We start from the raw sequence: 14,801 nt of genomic DNA, 5'->3' as shown, positions 1-14,801 counted from the left end.
GACCGCTCGCGCGTCGATCACTGCGAAAGTTCCATGTGGACTCTCGTGCGGGCTTGCCCCGCGTCAAGGCACACCCTCGCAGTGCGCCGGATCATGATGCAACGCTGCTGCGCAGCGCCATGGGAGAACAACAATGAGTGCGATGCTTGCTCCTGCGGGAAACGCCGCCGTCATGCGCAACCGCGTCTTCGACGATCTTCGGATTGGGGACAGCGCGTCCCTGACGCGGGTCGCCTCCGATCGCGACATCGCGCTGTTCGCCGCGGTTTCCGGCGACGTCAACCCCTCCCACCTCGACTCGCGCTTCGCGGCAACGCAGCGCTTCGGGCACATCGTCGTCCACGGGATGTGGACGGCGGCGCTCGTGTCGGCCGTGCTGGGGACCGAGCTTCCGGGGCCGGGCACGATCTACCTCGGACAAGAGCTTTCCTTCACACTTCCCGTGGAGCCAGGAGATCTGGTCACAGCCACGGTCACCGTGACAGAGAAGTTGGACAACGGGCGCGTGCGGCTGGCCACGGAATGCTCGAACCAGCGCGGCCAAGTGGTGCTGAGGGGCGTCGCCACCGTTCTCGCTCCGCTTCAGCCCGTCGAGTGGCCCCGTGTGCCCGGGCCGGATGTGATGGTGCAGCGCCATGACCGCTACGAGGAGGCGATGCGCGAGGCTCGCGGCCTCGGCGCCCTGCCCACGGCGATCGTCCATCCCTGCTCGAAGGACGCGCTGGTCGCCGCAATTGAAGCACGCGACCAGGGCCTGCTCGACCCGGTGCTGATCGGCCCAGAGCCCCGAATCCGGCTCGCGGCGGAGCAGGCTGGGGTTTCGCTCGAGGGCGTCGCGATCGACCCAGTGGAACATAGCCATGCCGCAGCTTGCCGTGCCGTCGAACTGGCAGTGCATGGGCGCGTGGGCGCATTGATGAAAGGCAGCCTGCACACCGACGAACTTCTTGCGGCGGTGGTGGCTCCCGGATCCGGCCTGCACACCGGGCGGCGCATCAGCCACGCCTTCGTGATGGACGTGCCGAGCTATGGGAAGCCGTTCGTGATCACGGATGCCGCGGTCAATATCGCACCGACGCTCGCGCAGAAGCGCGACATCTGCCAGAACGCCGTCAACCTGTTGCATGTCATGGGCGTCGCGTGTCCGCGCGTAGCGGTGCTGGCGGCGGTCGAAACCGTCAACGCGGCCATGCCCGCCACCCTGGACGCCGCCGCCCTGACGGTGATGAGCACCCGAGGGCAGATCGAGGGCGCCATCGTAGACGGGCCCCTTGCATTCGACAACGCCATCAGCCTCGACGCGGCGCGGACGAAGGCGCTGGTCTCCCCGGTAGCCGGTCAGGCCGACGTGCTGCTGGTTCCGGACCTCGAATCGGGCAACATGCTGGCGAAGCAGCTGATGTACTTGGCGAACGCAGATGCCGCCGGGCTCGTGGTGGGGGCGCGCGTACCCATCATCCTCACCAGCCGTGCCGACTCGGTGCGCGTGCGGCTGGCATCGGCGGCGTTGGGCCGCCTCGTGGCCGCGCGGCGCGAAAGCGTGAGCTTGCCGGCATGACGGAACATCTCGTGCTGGCGCTCAATGCCGGCTCCTCCTCGATCAAGCTGGGGCTGTATGAGCTCACTGCTGCGCAGCCAGCCCCGGATCGATCGGCCAGAGAATGCCGCTGAACGTCAAGAGGGGCCCGGAGGCCCCATTGGTGTGACAAAGCTCAATACGGCATCACTTCCCAGGGCTCCCGGCCGGGGCGCACTTGGGAGCGCTCATACGGCGAAGCGGCATTGATGCCCATCGTTGCGGTGAACGGCGGCTTATGAACCATCACGCCGTCGCGCACGTCATAGGTGTGCCGGTGCTCCAGGTAGCCGCGCTCGCCACCGACGTACGTAGAGCCGTCGGCCAGCATCGGGTTGGCGCGGAACCGCTCGAATTCGGCCTGCACTTGCGCGCGGGTGAGGGTTCCCTGCACCTGCCGGCTGGCCCAACCGATTTCACCGCCAACCCAGACAGCATCGGCCTGGGCGAACGCTGCAGGCGCAGCAACGACGGCGAGCATTAGGGCTATGGTGTTCTTGCGGGTCAACATGGATTACCTCCGTTGGATCGTTATGTGGCTGCCCTCGGGCAGCAGTGAGAAAACCCTTCTCACGCTCTCAATGTAGGTGTCGGGCGCTGACCACGCTGTGACCTGCACATTACGCTTTCGCCATCGCTGAGCCTGGTGCTTCCGGCCGAAGCAGGCTGCACGCTCCCATGCCGCCCTCTCATGCTGATTTCAGGCACTCCGGCGCAGCCGAAGCGCGTTGAAGACGACAGAGGCCGAGCTCAGGCTCATGGCAAGGGCGGCGATCATCGGCGAGAGCAGCAACCCCGTGAACGGATACAGCACGCCCGCCGCGATCGGGATGCCGACCACGTTGTAGACGAAGGCGAAGCCCAGGTTCTGTTTCATGTTGCCCACCGTGGCGTCGGACAGCCGCCGCGCCGCGGCGATGCCGCGGAGGTCGCCCTTGACCAGCGTGAGCTGCGCGCTGCTCATGGCGACGTCGGTGCCGGTTCCCATCGCAATCCCGACGTCGGCACGCGCGAGCGCCGGGGCGTCATTGATGCCGTCGCCCGCCATGGCGACGACGTGGCCGCCTCCTTGCAGGTTCTCGACCAGGGCGAGCTTGTCGGCCGGCTTGACCTCGCCATGCACCTCGTCGATCCCGAGGCGCTGGGCCACGTGACGCGCCGTCGTCCAGCCGTCCCCGGTCGCCATCACCACGCGCAAGCCAGCCTCGTGCAGCGCGGCCAGTGCCGCAGGAGTGGTCTCCTTCACGGGATCCGCGACCGCCAGCAGCCCGGCGAGCTGCCCGTCGACGGCCAGGTACATTACGCTTGCGCCCTCGGTGCGCAGTTCTTCCGCATCCGCCGCGAGGGACTGCACGTCGACCCCGAGCTGCGCCATGAGCGCGGTGTTGCCGAGCTCCACCGAACGGCCGTCGACCGTGCCGCGCACGCCGATACCGGATTCCGAGTCGAAGCCTTCAGGCTTTACCAGTACGAGCCCCTTTTCCCGGGCGGCCGACACGATCGCCATCGCGAGCGGATGCTCGCTGCCCTGGTCCAGGCTCGCTGCGGTGCGCAGCACTTCCTCCTCGTTGTACCAATTGCTTCCCACGGCGCGGCGGAATGCCGGCCGGCCTTCCGTGAGCGTTCCGGTCTTGTCGACTATCAGCGTGTCCACCTTGCGCAGGTTTTCGATGGCCGCCGCATCCCGGAACAACACCCCTTGCGTCGCACCGCGGCCCGTCGCCACCATGATCGACATGGGCGTGGCAAGCCCCAGGGCGCAGGGGCAGGCGATGATCAGGACCGCGACGGCGTTGATCAGGCCGTGTACCCAGCTGGGCTGCGGGCCGAACATGCCCCAGACGAAGAATGTCAGCACCGCGATCATTACCACAGCGATCACGAACCAGCCGGCCACGCTGTCGGCCATGCGCTGCATCGGCGCGCGGGAGCGCTGGGCCTGCGCCACCATCTGCACGATCTGCGACAGCATGGTCGCGGAGCCGACCCGCTCCGAGCGCATGACCAGGGCACCGCTGGTGTTGATCGTCGCGCCAATCACATTGGCACCCGGCCGCTTGCCTACCGGGAGCGGCTCGCCGGTGATCATCGATTCATCGACTGAACTTCTTCCCTCCACCACGACGCCATCGACTGGAACCTTCTCGCCGGGACGGACACGCAGCAGGTCGCCCACGTGCACGTGATCGAGCGGGATGTCCTCCTCGCTGCCATCGGGCTTTAGCCGGCGTGCCGTCTTGGGCGCAAGCCCCAGCAGCGCCTTGATGGCCGCCGAAGTCTGGGAGCGGGCTTTCAGTTCCAGCAATTGCCCAAGCAGGGTGAGTGACACGATCACGGCCGCGGCCTCGAAATACACCGCCACCCGCCCCATCTCCACGAAGGAGTGCGGGAACACCTGCGGCGCAATGGTCGCCACGGTGCTGTAGATGAAGGCAGCGCCGGTCCCCAGGCCAATGAGCGTCCACATGTTGGGACTGCGGTTGGCGATCGACTGGGCGAAACGCACGAAGAAGGGATACCCGGCCCAGCAGATGACCGGCGCGGTCAGCACCAGTTCGACCCAGCTTTGCGTTCCCGGATCCATCCAGCCCAGACGGTGCCCGAACATTGCCAGGAGCGTCACGGCCACCGTCAGCGGCAGCGTCCACCAGAAGCGCCGACGGAAGTCCTCGAGCTCGGGGTCACCCTCCTCGAGGGTGGGCATCAGCGGTTCCAGCGACATCCCGCAGATCGGACAGTGGCCCGGGTGATCCTGGCGGATCCGCGGGTGCATCGGGCAGGTGTAGATCGTGCCGGCCGCTGGCGCAGCCGGAACGGCCGCCGTTGAGGCGCCAGGCCCAGCATGACTACCCGGATGGCCTTGGTGCTCGTGCTGCGCACCGCCCTCCTCGTGCACGTGGTGATGGTGATGCTCGTGCCCGTCGTGCCTGTGCGCGGTATGGTCTTGCATGGATAGCCTCTTGTTCTGATTGGCTTCTCTCCAAGTCTCAACCTTCCCATCGTGGAAAGGTCAAGCCCAGCCGCCAGGTGCGCCACCCTGCCGATGGGCGGCGCACAATCCGAGACTGCTCCCAAGGAGGTCCGGCTAGCCTCCGCCAGGAACAGCAGCGCCCTGGGCCTGCGCGGCATGCATCGCGGCACGCTTGCCGGCACGGCGCAACTCCCACTCCTTCACCAGGGCATAGATGGCCGGAATCACGCCGAGCGTCAGTACCGTGGAGGAGATCATTCCCCCGACCATCGGCGCCGCGATCCGGCTCATGACCTCGGAACCGGTCCCCGTCCCCCACATGATCGGCAGCAGGCCAGCCATGATGGCCACCACCGTCATCATCTTAGGGCGCACGCGTTCCACGGCGCCCTCCATGATGGCGTGGTACAGATCGGCCACGCCGGGCGTGCGGCCCTCGATGACGCACTTCTGGCGGATCTCCTGCCAGGCGTTGTCCAGGTAGATCAGCATCACCACGCCGGTTTCCGCCGCCACGCCAGCTAGAGCGATGAAGCCAACCGCGACCGCCACGGACATGTTGTAGCCCAGCCACCACATCAGCCACACGCCACCTACCAGTGCGAACGGCACCGAGAGCATGACGATCAGCGTTTCGGTCAGTCGCCGGAAGTTGAGATAGAGCAGCAAGAAGATGATCAGGAGGGTGACGGGGACGACGATCTTCATCCTCTCGATCGCCCGTTCCATGGACTCGAACTGGCCGCTCCATGTGGCGTAGTAGCCGGCCGGGAACTGCACCTGATCGGCGACTGCCTTGCGCGCCTCGGCAACGTACGAACCGATGTCGCGGTCGCGAATGTCCACGTAGATGTATGCCGACAGCAGCGCGTTCTCGGTGCGGATGCCGGGCGTTCCGCGCGTCACCTGCACCTTCGCGACCTGGCCCAGCGGAACCATCGTACGGCCGTCGGCGGTGGCCACCAGCACCTCGCGCTCGATCTGCTGCGGGTTCGCGCGCAGACCACGCGGATAGCGCACCGTCACGCCGTAGCGCTCGCGACCCTCCACTGTGAGGGTCACCAGCTCGCCTCCCAGTGCGGTTCCGATCACGTCCTGCAGTTCGCCAACGGACAACCCGTAGCGCGCGAGCTGCGCGCGATCGGGCTCGATGGTCAGATAGAAGCCGCCTGTGATGCGCTCGGCGAAGGCCGAGGTGGTGCCCGGAATCGTCTTGACGACAGCCTCGATCTGCTTGGCGAGCCTCTCCATCTCGCCGAGGTCCTTGCCGAACACCTTGATGCCGATCGGCGTGCGGATGCCGGTGGACAGCATGTCGATGCGGGCCTTGATCGGCATGGTCCAGGCGTTCGACACGCCCGGGAACTGCAGCGCCTTGTCAAGCTCGGCGATCAGCTTGTCAGTGGTCATGCCCGGACGCCACTCGGATTCGGGCTTCAGGTTGATCACCGTCTCGAACATTTCCACCGGCGCCGGGTCCGTCGCGGTGTTGGCGCGTCCGGCCTTTCCGTACACCGAGGCGACTTCGGGGAAGCTCTTGATGATCTTGTCCTGCGTCTGCATCAGTTCGGCCGCCTTGGTGATCGACATGCCAGGCAGCGAGGAGGGCATGTACAGGAGCGTGCCTTCATTGAGCGTCGGCATGAACTCGGAGCCCAGCTTGCTCGCGGGATACGCGGTTGCCAGCAGGATCAGCACGGCCGCCAGGATGGTGGTCTTCTTCCACCGCATCACCCAGGCGATCATCGGCCGGTACGCCCAGATCAGGAAGCGGTTCACCGGGTTCTTCGCCTCCGGCATGATGCGGCCGCGGATGAACAGCATCATGAGCACCGGCACGAGCGTGACCGACAGCAGCGCTGCGCCCGCCATCGAGAAGGTCTTGGTGTAGGCCAGCGGGGAGAACAGGCGCCCTTCCTGGGACTCCAGCGTGAACACTGGCAGGAAGGACACGGTGATGATCAGGAGCGAGAAGAAAAGCGCTGGCCCCACCTCCTTGCAGGCCTCCAGCATCGCCGTGGCCCGATCGCGGGTTGTGTGGCTGGCGGGCAGCCGCTCCAGATGCTTGTGGGCGTTCTCGATCATCACGATCGCGGCGTCCACCATCGCTCCGATGGCGATCGCGATGCCCCCCAGGCTCATCAGGTTGGAGTTCATGCCCAGCAAGCGCATGGCGATGAATGCGATCAGCACGCCCACCGGCAGCATCAGGATGGCGACCAGCGCCGAGCGCACGTGCAGCAGGAACACGATGCAGACCGCGGCCACGATCAGGCTTTCCTCCAGCAGGGTGCGCTTGAGGGTGTCGATGGCGCGATGGATCAGGTCGGAGCGGTCATAGACCGATTCGATCGTGACGCCTGGGGGCAGCCCGGACGAGATTTCCGTGATCTTCTGCTTCAGGTTGTGGATCACTTCGAGCGCGTTCTGGCCATAGCGTGCCATCGCAATGCCGGAGACTGCCTCGCCCTCCCCGTTCAGTTCGGCGAGGCCGCGACGTTCGTCAGGAACGAGCTCGACCCGGGCGATGTCGCGGATCAGCACCGCTGTGCCACCTTCGCTCTTGACGGCGAGCTGCTCGATGTCGGCCGGGCCGCGCAGGTAGCCCTTGCCGCGCACCATGTACTCGGTCTCGGCCATCTCCACCACCCGGCCGCCGACGTCGCGGTTCGAGTCGCGGATCACCTGTGTGACCTTGGACAGCGGGATGCCGAAGGAGCGCAGCTTGGCCGGATCGACCGTGACTTGGTAGGTTTGGACGAAGCCGCCGATGGAGGCCACCTCGGCCACGCCGTGCGCCTTCGTGAGCTGGTAGCGCACGAACCAGTCCTGGATGCTGCGCAGCTCGGCAAGCGTGCGGTCCTTCGCCAGCAGCACGTACTGGTAGACCCAACCCACGCCGGTCGCGTCCGGCCCGAGCTGCGGCGATACGCCCTTGGGCATGCGCCCCGAGGCGAAGTTCAGGTATTCGAGAACCCGGCTGCGTGCCCAATAGATGTCGGTGCCGTCCTCGAAAATGACGTACACGAACGATGCGCCGAAGAACGAGAAGCCGCGCACCACCTTCGACTTGGGCACCGCCAGCATGGCGGTGGTGAGCGGATAGGTGACCTGGTCCTCCACGACCTGCGGCGCCTGGCCTGGGTACTCGGTGTAGACGATCACCTGAGCGTCGGAGAGATCCGGCAGGGCGTCCAGCGGCGTCTTCATGACGGCGTAGACACCCCAGATGGTGACGAACAGCGTCGCCAGCAGGATCAGGAACGGGTTGCGCCCGGACCAGGAAATGATCTTCGATAGCATGCCGGCCCCTCAGTGACCCGAATGGCCGGGCTTGGCCGCCGGTCGCGCTGGCGCCGTGGCAGGAGCCGTGCCGCCCATGGGGGCGATCGACGTGATGACCCATTCGCCCTGTTGGCGCTCCACGAACTCGAACTGGACCTTCGCGCCCGGACTCACCCCGCGCAGCAGTCCATCATTGGCGACCTTGAACTCCATGGTCATGGCCGGCCACTTCAGGCTGGCGATCGGGCCATGGTTCAGGCTCACCGTGCCGGCCTTGGCATCGATGCCGTCAACCACCCCTTCGGCCTTGTGTCCCGCCCCCGCAGGGGCGGCCGGGACGGGTGCCGATGCGGCGCCGAGAGCGGGAACGCCATGGCCGGCGTGGCCGCCAAGCGAGTGCACGGCACTCTTGAGGTTACTCTCCGCGTCGATCAGGAAGTTGGCCGCCACGACCACCTCCTCGCCTTCGCGCACGCCTTCCAGTACCTGCACATGGCTCTCGCCGCGAGTTCCGAGCTTCACCTCGCGCGGCTCGAAGCGGCCCGGCCCCACCTGCACGAGCACCATGCTTCGCGTGCCACTGTCGATCACCGCCGAATCGGGCACCGCCAGCACCGACCGCGTATCGCCCGCAGGCAGCTCCACCTGCGCGAACATGGCCGGCTTGAGCAACTGCCCCGGATTCGGCAGCTCGATGCGCACCGGCACTGTCCGCGTCTCGGCCTTGAGTGTCGGGTACACATAGCTCACCGTGCCGCTGAATGTCTTGTCCGGATACGCGTTGATCCGCACGGTGGCACGAGCGCCAGGACGCATCGTCCCGATGTCCTGCTCGAAGACATCCGCGATCACCCAGACGGCGCCGAGGTCGGTGACCTGGTAGAGCGTCTCGCCCGGCCCGAAGCGCATGCCCTGGACAGCCTTCTTCTCGGTGACGATGCCCGAGATCGGCGAGCGGAAGGTGACGGTGCGGCGTACCTCCCCGGAACGCGCCAGCGCTTCCACCTGTTCCGCTGGGATGTCCCAGTTGCGAAGACGCAGCAGACTCGACTCGGCGAGTTGCTTCATGCCACCGGCGGCTTCGCTGCCCGCGTCGACCAGCGCGCGCATGCCCTGCGCGGCGATCGCGTATTCACGCTGCGCCGACACGAGCTCGGGGCTGTACACCTCGAAGAGGGCCTGGCCGCGGCCCACCGGCTGGCCGGTCGCGTTGACGTGCAGCTTCTCGACGTAGCCTTCGAACTTGGCCGTGACGGTGTACACGCGCCGCTCGTCGGGCTCCACCCGGCCGCTGGCGCGGACGAGGCGCCCGAGGGGGCGCATGGCGGCAGCTTCCACGCGGACCCCAAGCTTCTGCACCTTGTCCGGGCTGATGCGGACCTGCGAGGCGCCGCCGGAGCCGCCACCCTGGTCCTCGCCCTCGTACACGGGGATGTAGTCCATCCCCATCGGGTCCTTTTTGGGCACCGGCGAGGTGTCCGGCAGGCCCATGGGATTGCGGTAGTACAGAATCTTGCGGGCCGCAGGCTCCGACGCCGCCGGCGCGGCCGTGCCGGAGACCGGCCCTGCGCTTTGCGCCGCAGTCTGGTGGCGCGAGTCCCACGATTTGCCGACGAAGACACCGGCAAGGGCCATGGCTACGGCGAGGGTTGCGACGGTACTGTTCTTCACAGCGGCTCTCCCAGGGTACGTTCGATTTCAGCGATGCGCAGCTGCGCTTCCACTTGTGCCTTCAGCAGGTCTAGCCGCGCCGTGCCGGTCTCGCGCTGGGCGTCCATCAATGTGGCGAAGTCCACCTTGCCGGTTTCGTAGGCAGCGATCGCCGATTGCAGCACTAGCTGGGACTGCGGCAAGCGGCGGGTCCCGATCAGGCTCTCATTGCGGCGCGCAGCTTCGAGTGCCGACAGCTGCTCCTCGACATCCGCTGCCGCCTGGATCGCCGCCGCTTCGGCTCGCGACCGGGCCGCCTCCACCATCGCGGCAGCCTCGCTTTCCTGCGAGCGGCGCGTGTCCTGCTGCAGGGGGATGTTCAGTTCCACCATGATCCCCCAGGTCGTGATGCGGGAGCCCATCTGGGTGGGCGAGAGCCCGACGTTGAAGTCCGGGTAGCGATTGCGGACGGTGAGGTCGCGGTTGGCCTGCGCGGCCTGCAAACGCGCAGTCTCCGTCCTCACATTCAGGTTGTTCGCGCGCGCGCGCTCCAGCAGGACGGACTGATTCAGAGCCCCTTCGGCGGGTACGGGCGGAAGCGCCACTGGATCCGCGAGAGTCGAGCCAGGCGCGCGGCCGAGCAGTGCGTTCATGCGGGCCTGCAACTGGCGCTTTTCCTTTGATAGTCCAATCAACTCAGCGCGCATCGCAGTTTGTGCGAGCTGCGCGCGAATCGCATCCTGCTGCGGCGCGAGGCCGCCGGCGTAGCGGGTCTGGGCAACCTGCTCCAGGCGCACGACCAAGTCCAGCAGATCCCGGGTGATGCGTTCCGAGTGGCTGGCGAGGTAATACTGTGCAAAGGCGGTGCGCAGTTTCATGGCCTGCTCGGCCCAGGTCGCGGCGGCTCGCGCCTGCGCCTGGTTGGCGTCGGCCGAAGCCGCGGCACGCCGCAATTCGCGCTTGCCCGAGAACGGCAGTTGCTGCATCAGCGTGTACTTGGTCTCGCCAACCTTGCTCGGCAGGAGGCTGAAGTTGCCGCCGTTTTCGAAGTTGTTGATGTTTTCCAGTTCCACCCGCAGCACGGGGTCCGGCAGGGCACCGGCGGGCTGGATGCGTTGGGCGGCGGCATCGGCCTCGCGCTGCATGGCAGCTAGTTCGGGGTTGTGGCTGCGCGCGTATTCAAGAAGCGAAGGCAGGTCAGAGCCAAGCGGTGCGACCTGGGCGGAGGTTCCGAACGCGGCTGCGATAGCGAGGGGGAGCAAGAGGACGCGCGTGCCAAGGCGGATACGGCGCGACAGGGGCGACATGAAGATACTCCAGGGAACGGGTGACAGGATGCGGCAGAGCCGCGTCCACGAGCACCTACGCACGGCAGGTGGCGGATACGGGGGCAGGACTGGCCGCTACAACGCGAGGCGCTGGAGCACCAGATGTATCTGCTGACCGCTGTCGTTCCAGGAAGGAGGAATGGGGTGCTGGGCATGCTGCCGTGCAGGAGCCGCAATGGTCTGTGCCGGGCGGACATCCGCGAGACAGGGCTGCGCGGGCTGTGCGGGAGCAACAGCCTCGGCCATGACATCCACGCGCGCGCTTGCCACCTGCATGGTGGCGCAGCAGCCCTCGGGATCCTCCATGTGCACGTGCGCGACGCACACCTTCGCGATGGCAGCGCCGGCCGCAAACAGCCACACGAGCAGCACGAGGGCAGCTACATGGCGGAGGTGTTTGCGAAGCGGTGGCATGCTGAGGCGCAGGAGGTGAAATCGATCATAGGTGTCATACCTGCTCTGCAGTTGATGTCAGTCAACGGCTTTGGAGCCGCCGTGAGTTTGGCAGCACGGCTACCGCTCGCGATAACGAATGGGTGACACCGACATTACCGATTTGTCAATTTCATCGCGACTGCAATTCATCAGTGGCAGGCGCGCCTCAATTCACTCGCCGCCTCCAGCCGACGTTGATGTGAATCACGAGTGCACGCGCGGTTGAATCCTATATTCCGCACAACTCCCGCGCTCGGCGGGTTCCGAACAACACGCACACACCGAGACTCAATGAAGAAGATCGTTCCGGCACTGATCGCGGCTCTGCTTGCGGGCACCTCTTTCGGGAGCCTTGCATGCAACGTGGGCCATGCGCAGCCGCAGACCTCTGGAAGCGAGAAGCCCGCGACTGCCGTAGGCCCGAAACACGTGGCCAAGAAGCACGCGCAGAAGAGCCTGAAGCAGCCGCAAGAGCATGCGTCGAAGGAGGAAAAGGCGGTGATTGATCCGGTGAGCAAGCGAGTCGAACCAGATCATCCGAAAGACTGAGCACTTGTGCGTCCCGGCATTACCACGAGACCCGAATGCTCCCTTTCAGCTGGATCCTGATCATCCTTGGTGCCGGCGTCCTGATCCTGCTCGCGTTGCGAGCCGCCCTATCCGGCGTGGATAGCGAGCCCGGAGCAGACGCGTCGCGCGACGGTGACTGTAGGAGGACAGCCGGCCGGTATCCCCCAGGCGGACACGGCTGCTGCTGATCCGGCCCCATGATGGCGACGCGGTGATGCCGCGCCGCGCCCTGAACTCAGGCCTTGTTGTACGACGCGTAGGTCCGGACGCCGCCGCCCTTCAGGACCAGAAGCACATCGTACGGGTCGCGGCGGCCGTTGTACGAAGGCGCGTCCATGCCAGGCCCACCCACCGGCATGCCAGGCACGCTCAACCCGATAGCCGCGGGCTTCTCCTTTAGCAGGCGCTGGATCTCCCGCGCGGGAACGTGTCCCTCGATCGCATACCCGCCGACGACCGCGGTATGGCAGGAGCCCAGGTTCTGCGGAATGCCGAGCTGAGCTCGTACTTGGTTGTTGCCAGTGTCGTTCATGGTCACTGAAAAGCCGTTCTGCTCCAGGTGCTTGACCCAGTCCTTGCAGCACCCGCAGCTCGGGTCTTTCCAGACCTCCACGGGCACTTTCCGGGACTGCTGCGCCAAGCCGGCCAAAGGCATGCTGCCCACGGCCAGCAAGAGCGCGCGGCGGCTGATCACGGTGTTCATCGGTTTCTCCAAGTCACTTGCATGAGGCGATCCTAGGGTTCGACCCGCCGCTGGACTTGAGCGAGAGCAACTCGGCCCGACGGATCCGCGCAAGATGACAAAACCGTAATCTGCGTGCCGGTTGCGCGTCGTCAACGGGCAAGAATGGACCGGCACCAGTGTTGAAGTACAGTGGTTCGGCACTGGAACCCGAAGCAGCAATGAGCGACCCTGTAGCCACCCTGATTTCCCGCTGGAAAGACGACCCGCGCAGCACCTACCGCACCTGGTTTCTCTGGGATCAGCGGCTGAAGAACTTCCGCTCCATCCGGCGTGGCATTTCGCAGGTGGTGCGGGAGATCGAAGCAGGTAGCTTCGGCGTGACGTACCGCGGCTCCTCGCTCGAAACCGTGGTCGGGTCCGTCGCGGAGCAGCGCCAGATCTTCAAGGGGGCCGACCACGCGTTCCTCTGGAAGCCGAAGCTGCGCATCCCGGACATCTACGAGAACGCGGAGAACCAGCGCGCTTTCGCGCGGCTGCTCGATACATGCAACTGCTGCAGCACCGCCGACGAGGTGATCGAAGCCATTCGAAAGATTGACGCACGCTGCATCAAGGGACTTGGGCCCGCAGTTGCCAACCTGCTGTACTTCATTCATCCCACGCTGGTACCCCCGTTCAATACAGCAATCGTGAAGGGTTTCAATGCCCTGACCGGTGGCAACGTGAAGCTCGGTCGCTGGGATCACTACCTGACGATGCGCAGCGGAGTCCTGAAGCTGAACGATACGCATCGACAGCAGCTTTCGAACGACCTCGGCGCGATTGCCGGCTTGCTGTTCGACATCGGCAGCGGCCGCTATCCTGCGCCGCCACGGACCGGTGACGACAGCGTGCTGGCCGGCTGGGAGACCGACCTGGCGCGCGTACGGGAGGAAACCGCAGCTGCGCGAAAGGCTTGGGCGGAGGCCGATGCGGGCGATACCACCCATACGGCCATGCAGGGCACCTTGCGCGACATCGGCCGCTCACTGGATTTTGATGTCTGGATTGCCTCGAACGACCGCAGCCGGTCGTACGCAGACGGTGTACTGGGAGATGGTTGTCTCACGGAGATGCCTACTTCCGCTTCCTCTGGGCTGGAGTCGGTGCGCTTGATCGATGTGGTCTGGTTAGACCGTGCCTCGCATCAGATCGTCGCTGCGTTCGAGGTGGAGCATTCGACCTCCATCTTTTCGGGGATCGTCCGAATGCTTGACCTGGCGCTCGGCACGCCGATGGCATCCTCCGGCAAGCTGTTTCTGGTGGCGCCCGACAACCGCCGCGATGAGGTCGCGCAGCAAGTGCGGCGTCCGGCGTTCTCGAAGGTTTCCGACCTGGGCATCAGGTACTTGCCGTACAGCCAGGTGAAGGAGCACGGGCCTGCCATTCGTCGTTTCGGGGCTGGTCTGAAGCCGCTGCTGGAGATTTCCGAGCAACTCTGAACTTCCCAGGCGCTGCACTGCTTGCGTTTGGCCGCATCGAGCGATCGCTATCCGGACACGGTGGTCGTTGCACGCCGCATGGGTACGTGAGCCGCCCTGAATTTCGCAGGTAATCACGGGCTAGGCTTTCCTGTTGTCGGAGGGGAACAGGCTATAGTAGACTGTACATACATACAGTTCGTGCATCGACCTTTCCCGGCCCCCGCCTAGAGCTATCCGGAAGAACGTTCGGTACATGGGCACAGGAGATCCGCATGCCTGTCTGGCTCATTGCACCCGTGGAAGACCGCCCTAGCGTCACTCTGCGCTCATGGAGCGTGTACGAAGTACCGCTGCTCGGCGATGGCCAGCCGTGGACGCGGCACTTCGTCGGCCACTCCGTCGAGGATCGGCATGGCCAGGTCAGCTCCGCCGTCGAAAGCTTCGATCCTGCGACGGGGTGCGGTCGAACCAGCAGCGGCAGAATCTACCGCTTGCAGGGACAGGCAGGTGGCCATGCCGACGCGCGCCACACCTGGAAGCGATGGAAGGAGATCAACATGATCTCTGCCGAGCGCGACGTGACGCCGGAGGTGCAAGGCGCGATCGCTGCCGCCATCACCGGCGCGGGGCCTGGGCCGGCAGGATAAATGTGTGGTTAATTGGGGGGAATCCGCAAGTTGAGAGCGCGATAGCAGCACGTCCGAGTCAGCCAGAGGTCCAAGAGCTCCCTTCACGCGCATCGGTGCATACTTGCCTCGGCAGCGCTGGGCCGTCGCCACCACTATCCGCCCGTCCCCATCCGACCCGTCCCCCAGGAATAAACGGTTCGACGATCAGG

11 protein-coding genes are annotated in these 14,801 nt (G+C 65.7%); 5 read left to right on the top strand and 6 right to left on the bottom strand.

The window, feature by feature from the left end; all coding sequences use genetic code 11:
* The first annotated feature begins 142 nt into the window (after positions 1-142).
* Positions 143-1,558, top strand: a complete 1,416-nt coding sequence (locus tag JJ685_RS08650; RefSeq protein ID WP_201674709.1) for a bifunctional enoyl-CoA hydratase/phosphate acetyltransferase — start codon at positions 143-145, stop codon at positions 1,556-1,558.
* Positions 1,559-1,712: 154 nt separating this feature from the next.
* On the opposite strand, the gene JJ685_RS08645 is transcribed toward JJ685_RS08650, so the two are convergent.
* The 5 genes from JJ685_RS08645 to JJ685_RS08625 form a co-directional block, all read right to left on the bottom strand.
* Positions 1,713-2,087 carry a DUF4148 domain-containing protein gene (locus JJ685_RS08645; protein WP_201673852.1) on the bottom strand — a complete coding sequence of 125 codons (375 nt, stop codon included), beginning with the start codon at positions 2,085-2,087 and terminating at the stop codon, positions 1,713-1,715.
* A gap of 189 nt (positions 2,088-2,276) precedes the next feature.
* Positions 2,277-4,526 carry a copper-transporting P-type ATPase gene (locus JJ685_RS08640; RefSeq protein ID WP_201673851.1) on the bottom strand — a complete coding sequence of 750 codons (2,250 nt, stop codon included), beginning with the start codon at positions 4,524-4,526 and terminating at the stop codon, positions 2,277-2,279.
* A 135-nt stretch (positions 4,527-4,661) separates the two neighbouring features.
* Positions 4,662-7,850: an efflux RND transporter permease subunit gene (locus JJ685_RS08635; protein ID WP_201673850.1), complete on the bottom strand. Its 3,189-nt coding sequence runs from the start codon at positions 7,848-7,850 to the stop codon at positions 4,662-4,664.
* A 9-nt stretch (positions 7,851-7,859) separates the two neighbouring features.
* Complete coding sequence (locus tag JJ685_RS08630) at positions 7,860-9,503, bottom strand: efflux RND transporter periplasmic adaptor subunit (protein ID WP_330901732.1); 1,644 nt, start codon at positions 9,501-9,503, stop codon at positions 7,860-7,862.
* Positions 9,500-10,789: a TolC family protein gene (locus JJ685_RS08625; protein ID WP_201673849.1), complete on the bottom strand. Its 1,290-nt coding sequence runs from the start codon at positions 10,787-10,789 to the stop codon at positions 9,500-9,502. The genes JJ685_RS08630 and JJ685_RS08625 overlap by 4 nt, the downstream gene beginning before the upstream one ends.
* A gap of 123 nt (positions 10,790-10,912) precedes the next feature.
* On the opposite strand from JJ685_RS08625, the gene JJ685_RS08620 reads away from it, so the two are divergent.
* Positions 10,913-11,350 (top strand): hypothetical protein, encoded by a 438-nt coding sequence (locus tag JJ685_RS08620; protein ID WP_201673848.1) that lies wholly within the window; start codon positions 10,913-10,915, stop codon positions 11,348-11,350.
* Between the two features lie 186 nt (positions 11,351-11,536).
* Positions 11,537-11,794, top strand: coding sequence for a hypothetical protein (locus tag JJ685_RS08615; RefSeq protein WP_201673847.1), 258 nt, complete (start codon positions 11,537-11,539; stop codon positions 11,792-11,794).
* Positions 11,795-12,050: 256 nt separating this feature from the next.
* Here the strand turns inward: JJ685_RS08615 and JJ685_RS08610 are convergent, their stop codons facing one another.
* The gene (locus JJ685_RS08610; RefSeq protein WP_201673846.1) at positions 12,051-12,518 is read right to left on the bottom strand and encodes a DUF411 domain-containing protein; all 468 of its coding nucleotides are present in this window, start codon (positions 12,516-12,518) and stop codon (positions 12,051-12,053) included.
* Positions 12,519-12,718: 200 nt separating this feature from the next.
* Here JJ685_RS08610 and JJ685_RS08605 point away from each other — a divergent pair, with 200 nt between their 5' ends.
* Both JJ685_RS08605 and JJ685_RS08600 read left to right on the top strand, forming a co-directional pair.
* A complete protein-coding gene (locus tag JJ685_RS08605; protein WP_201673845.1) occupies positions 12,719-13,981 on the top strand; it encodes a type II restriction endonuclease in 1,263 nt (420 codons plus the stop codon).
* 254 nt (positions 13,982-14,235) lie between these two features.
* Positions 14,236-14,610: a hypothetical protein gene (locus JJ685_RS08600; RefSeq protein ID WP_201673844.1), complete on the top strand. Its 375-nt coding sequence runs from the start codon at positions 14,236-14,238 to the stop codon at positions 14,608-14,610.
* The last annotated feature ends 191 nt before the right edge of the window (positions 14,611-14,801 follow it).

It is taken from the genome of Ramlibacter monticola (assembly GCF_016722785.1).
In the GTDB taxonomy this organism is placed as follows: Bacteria; Pseudomonadota; Gammaproteobacteria; order Burkholderiales; family Burkholderiaceae_C; genus Ramlibacter; species Ramlibacter monticola.
Note: the sequence above shows the minus strand (reverse complement) of the source record. Positions and strands in the feature narration are given on the sequence as shown.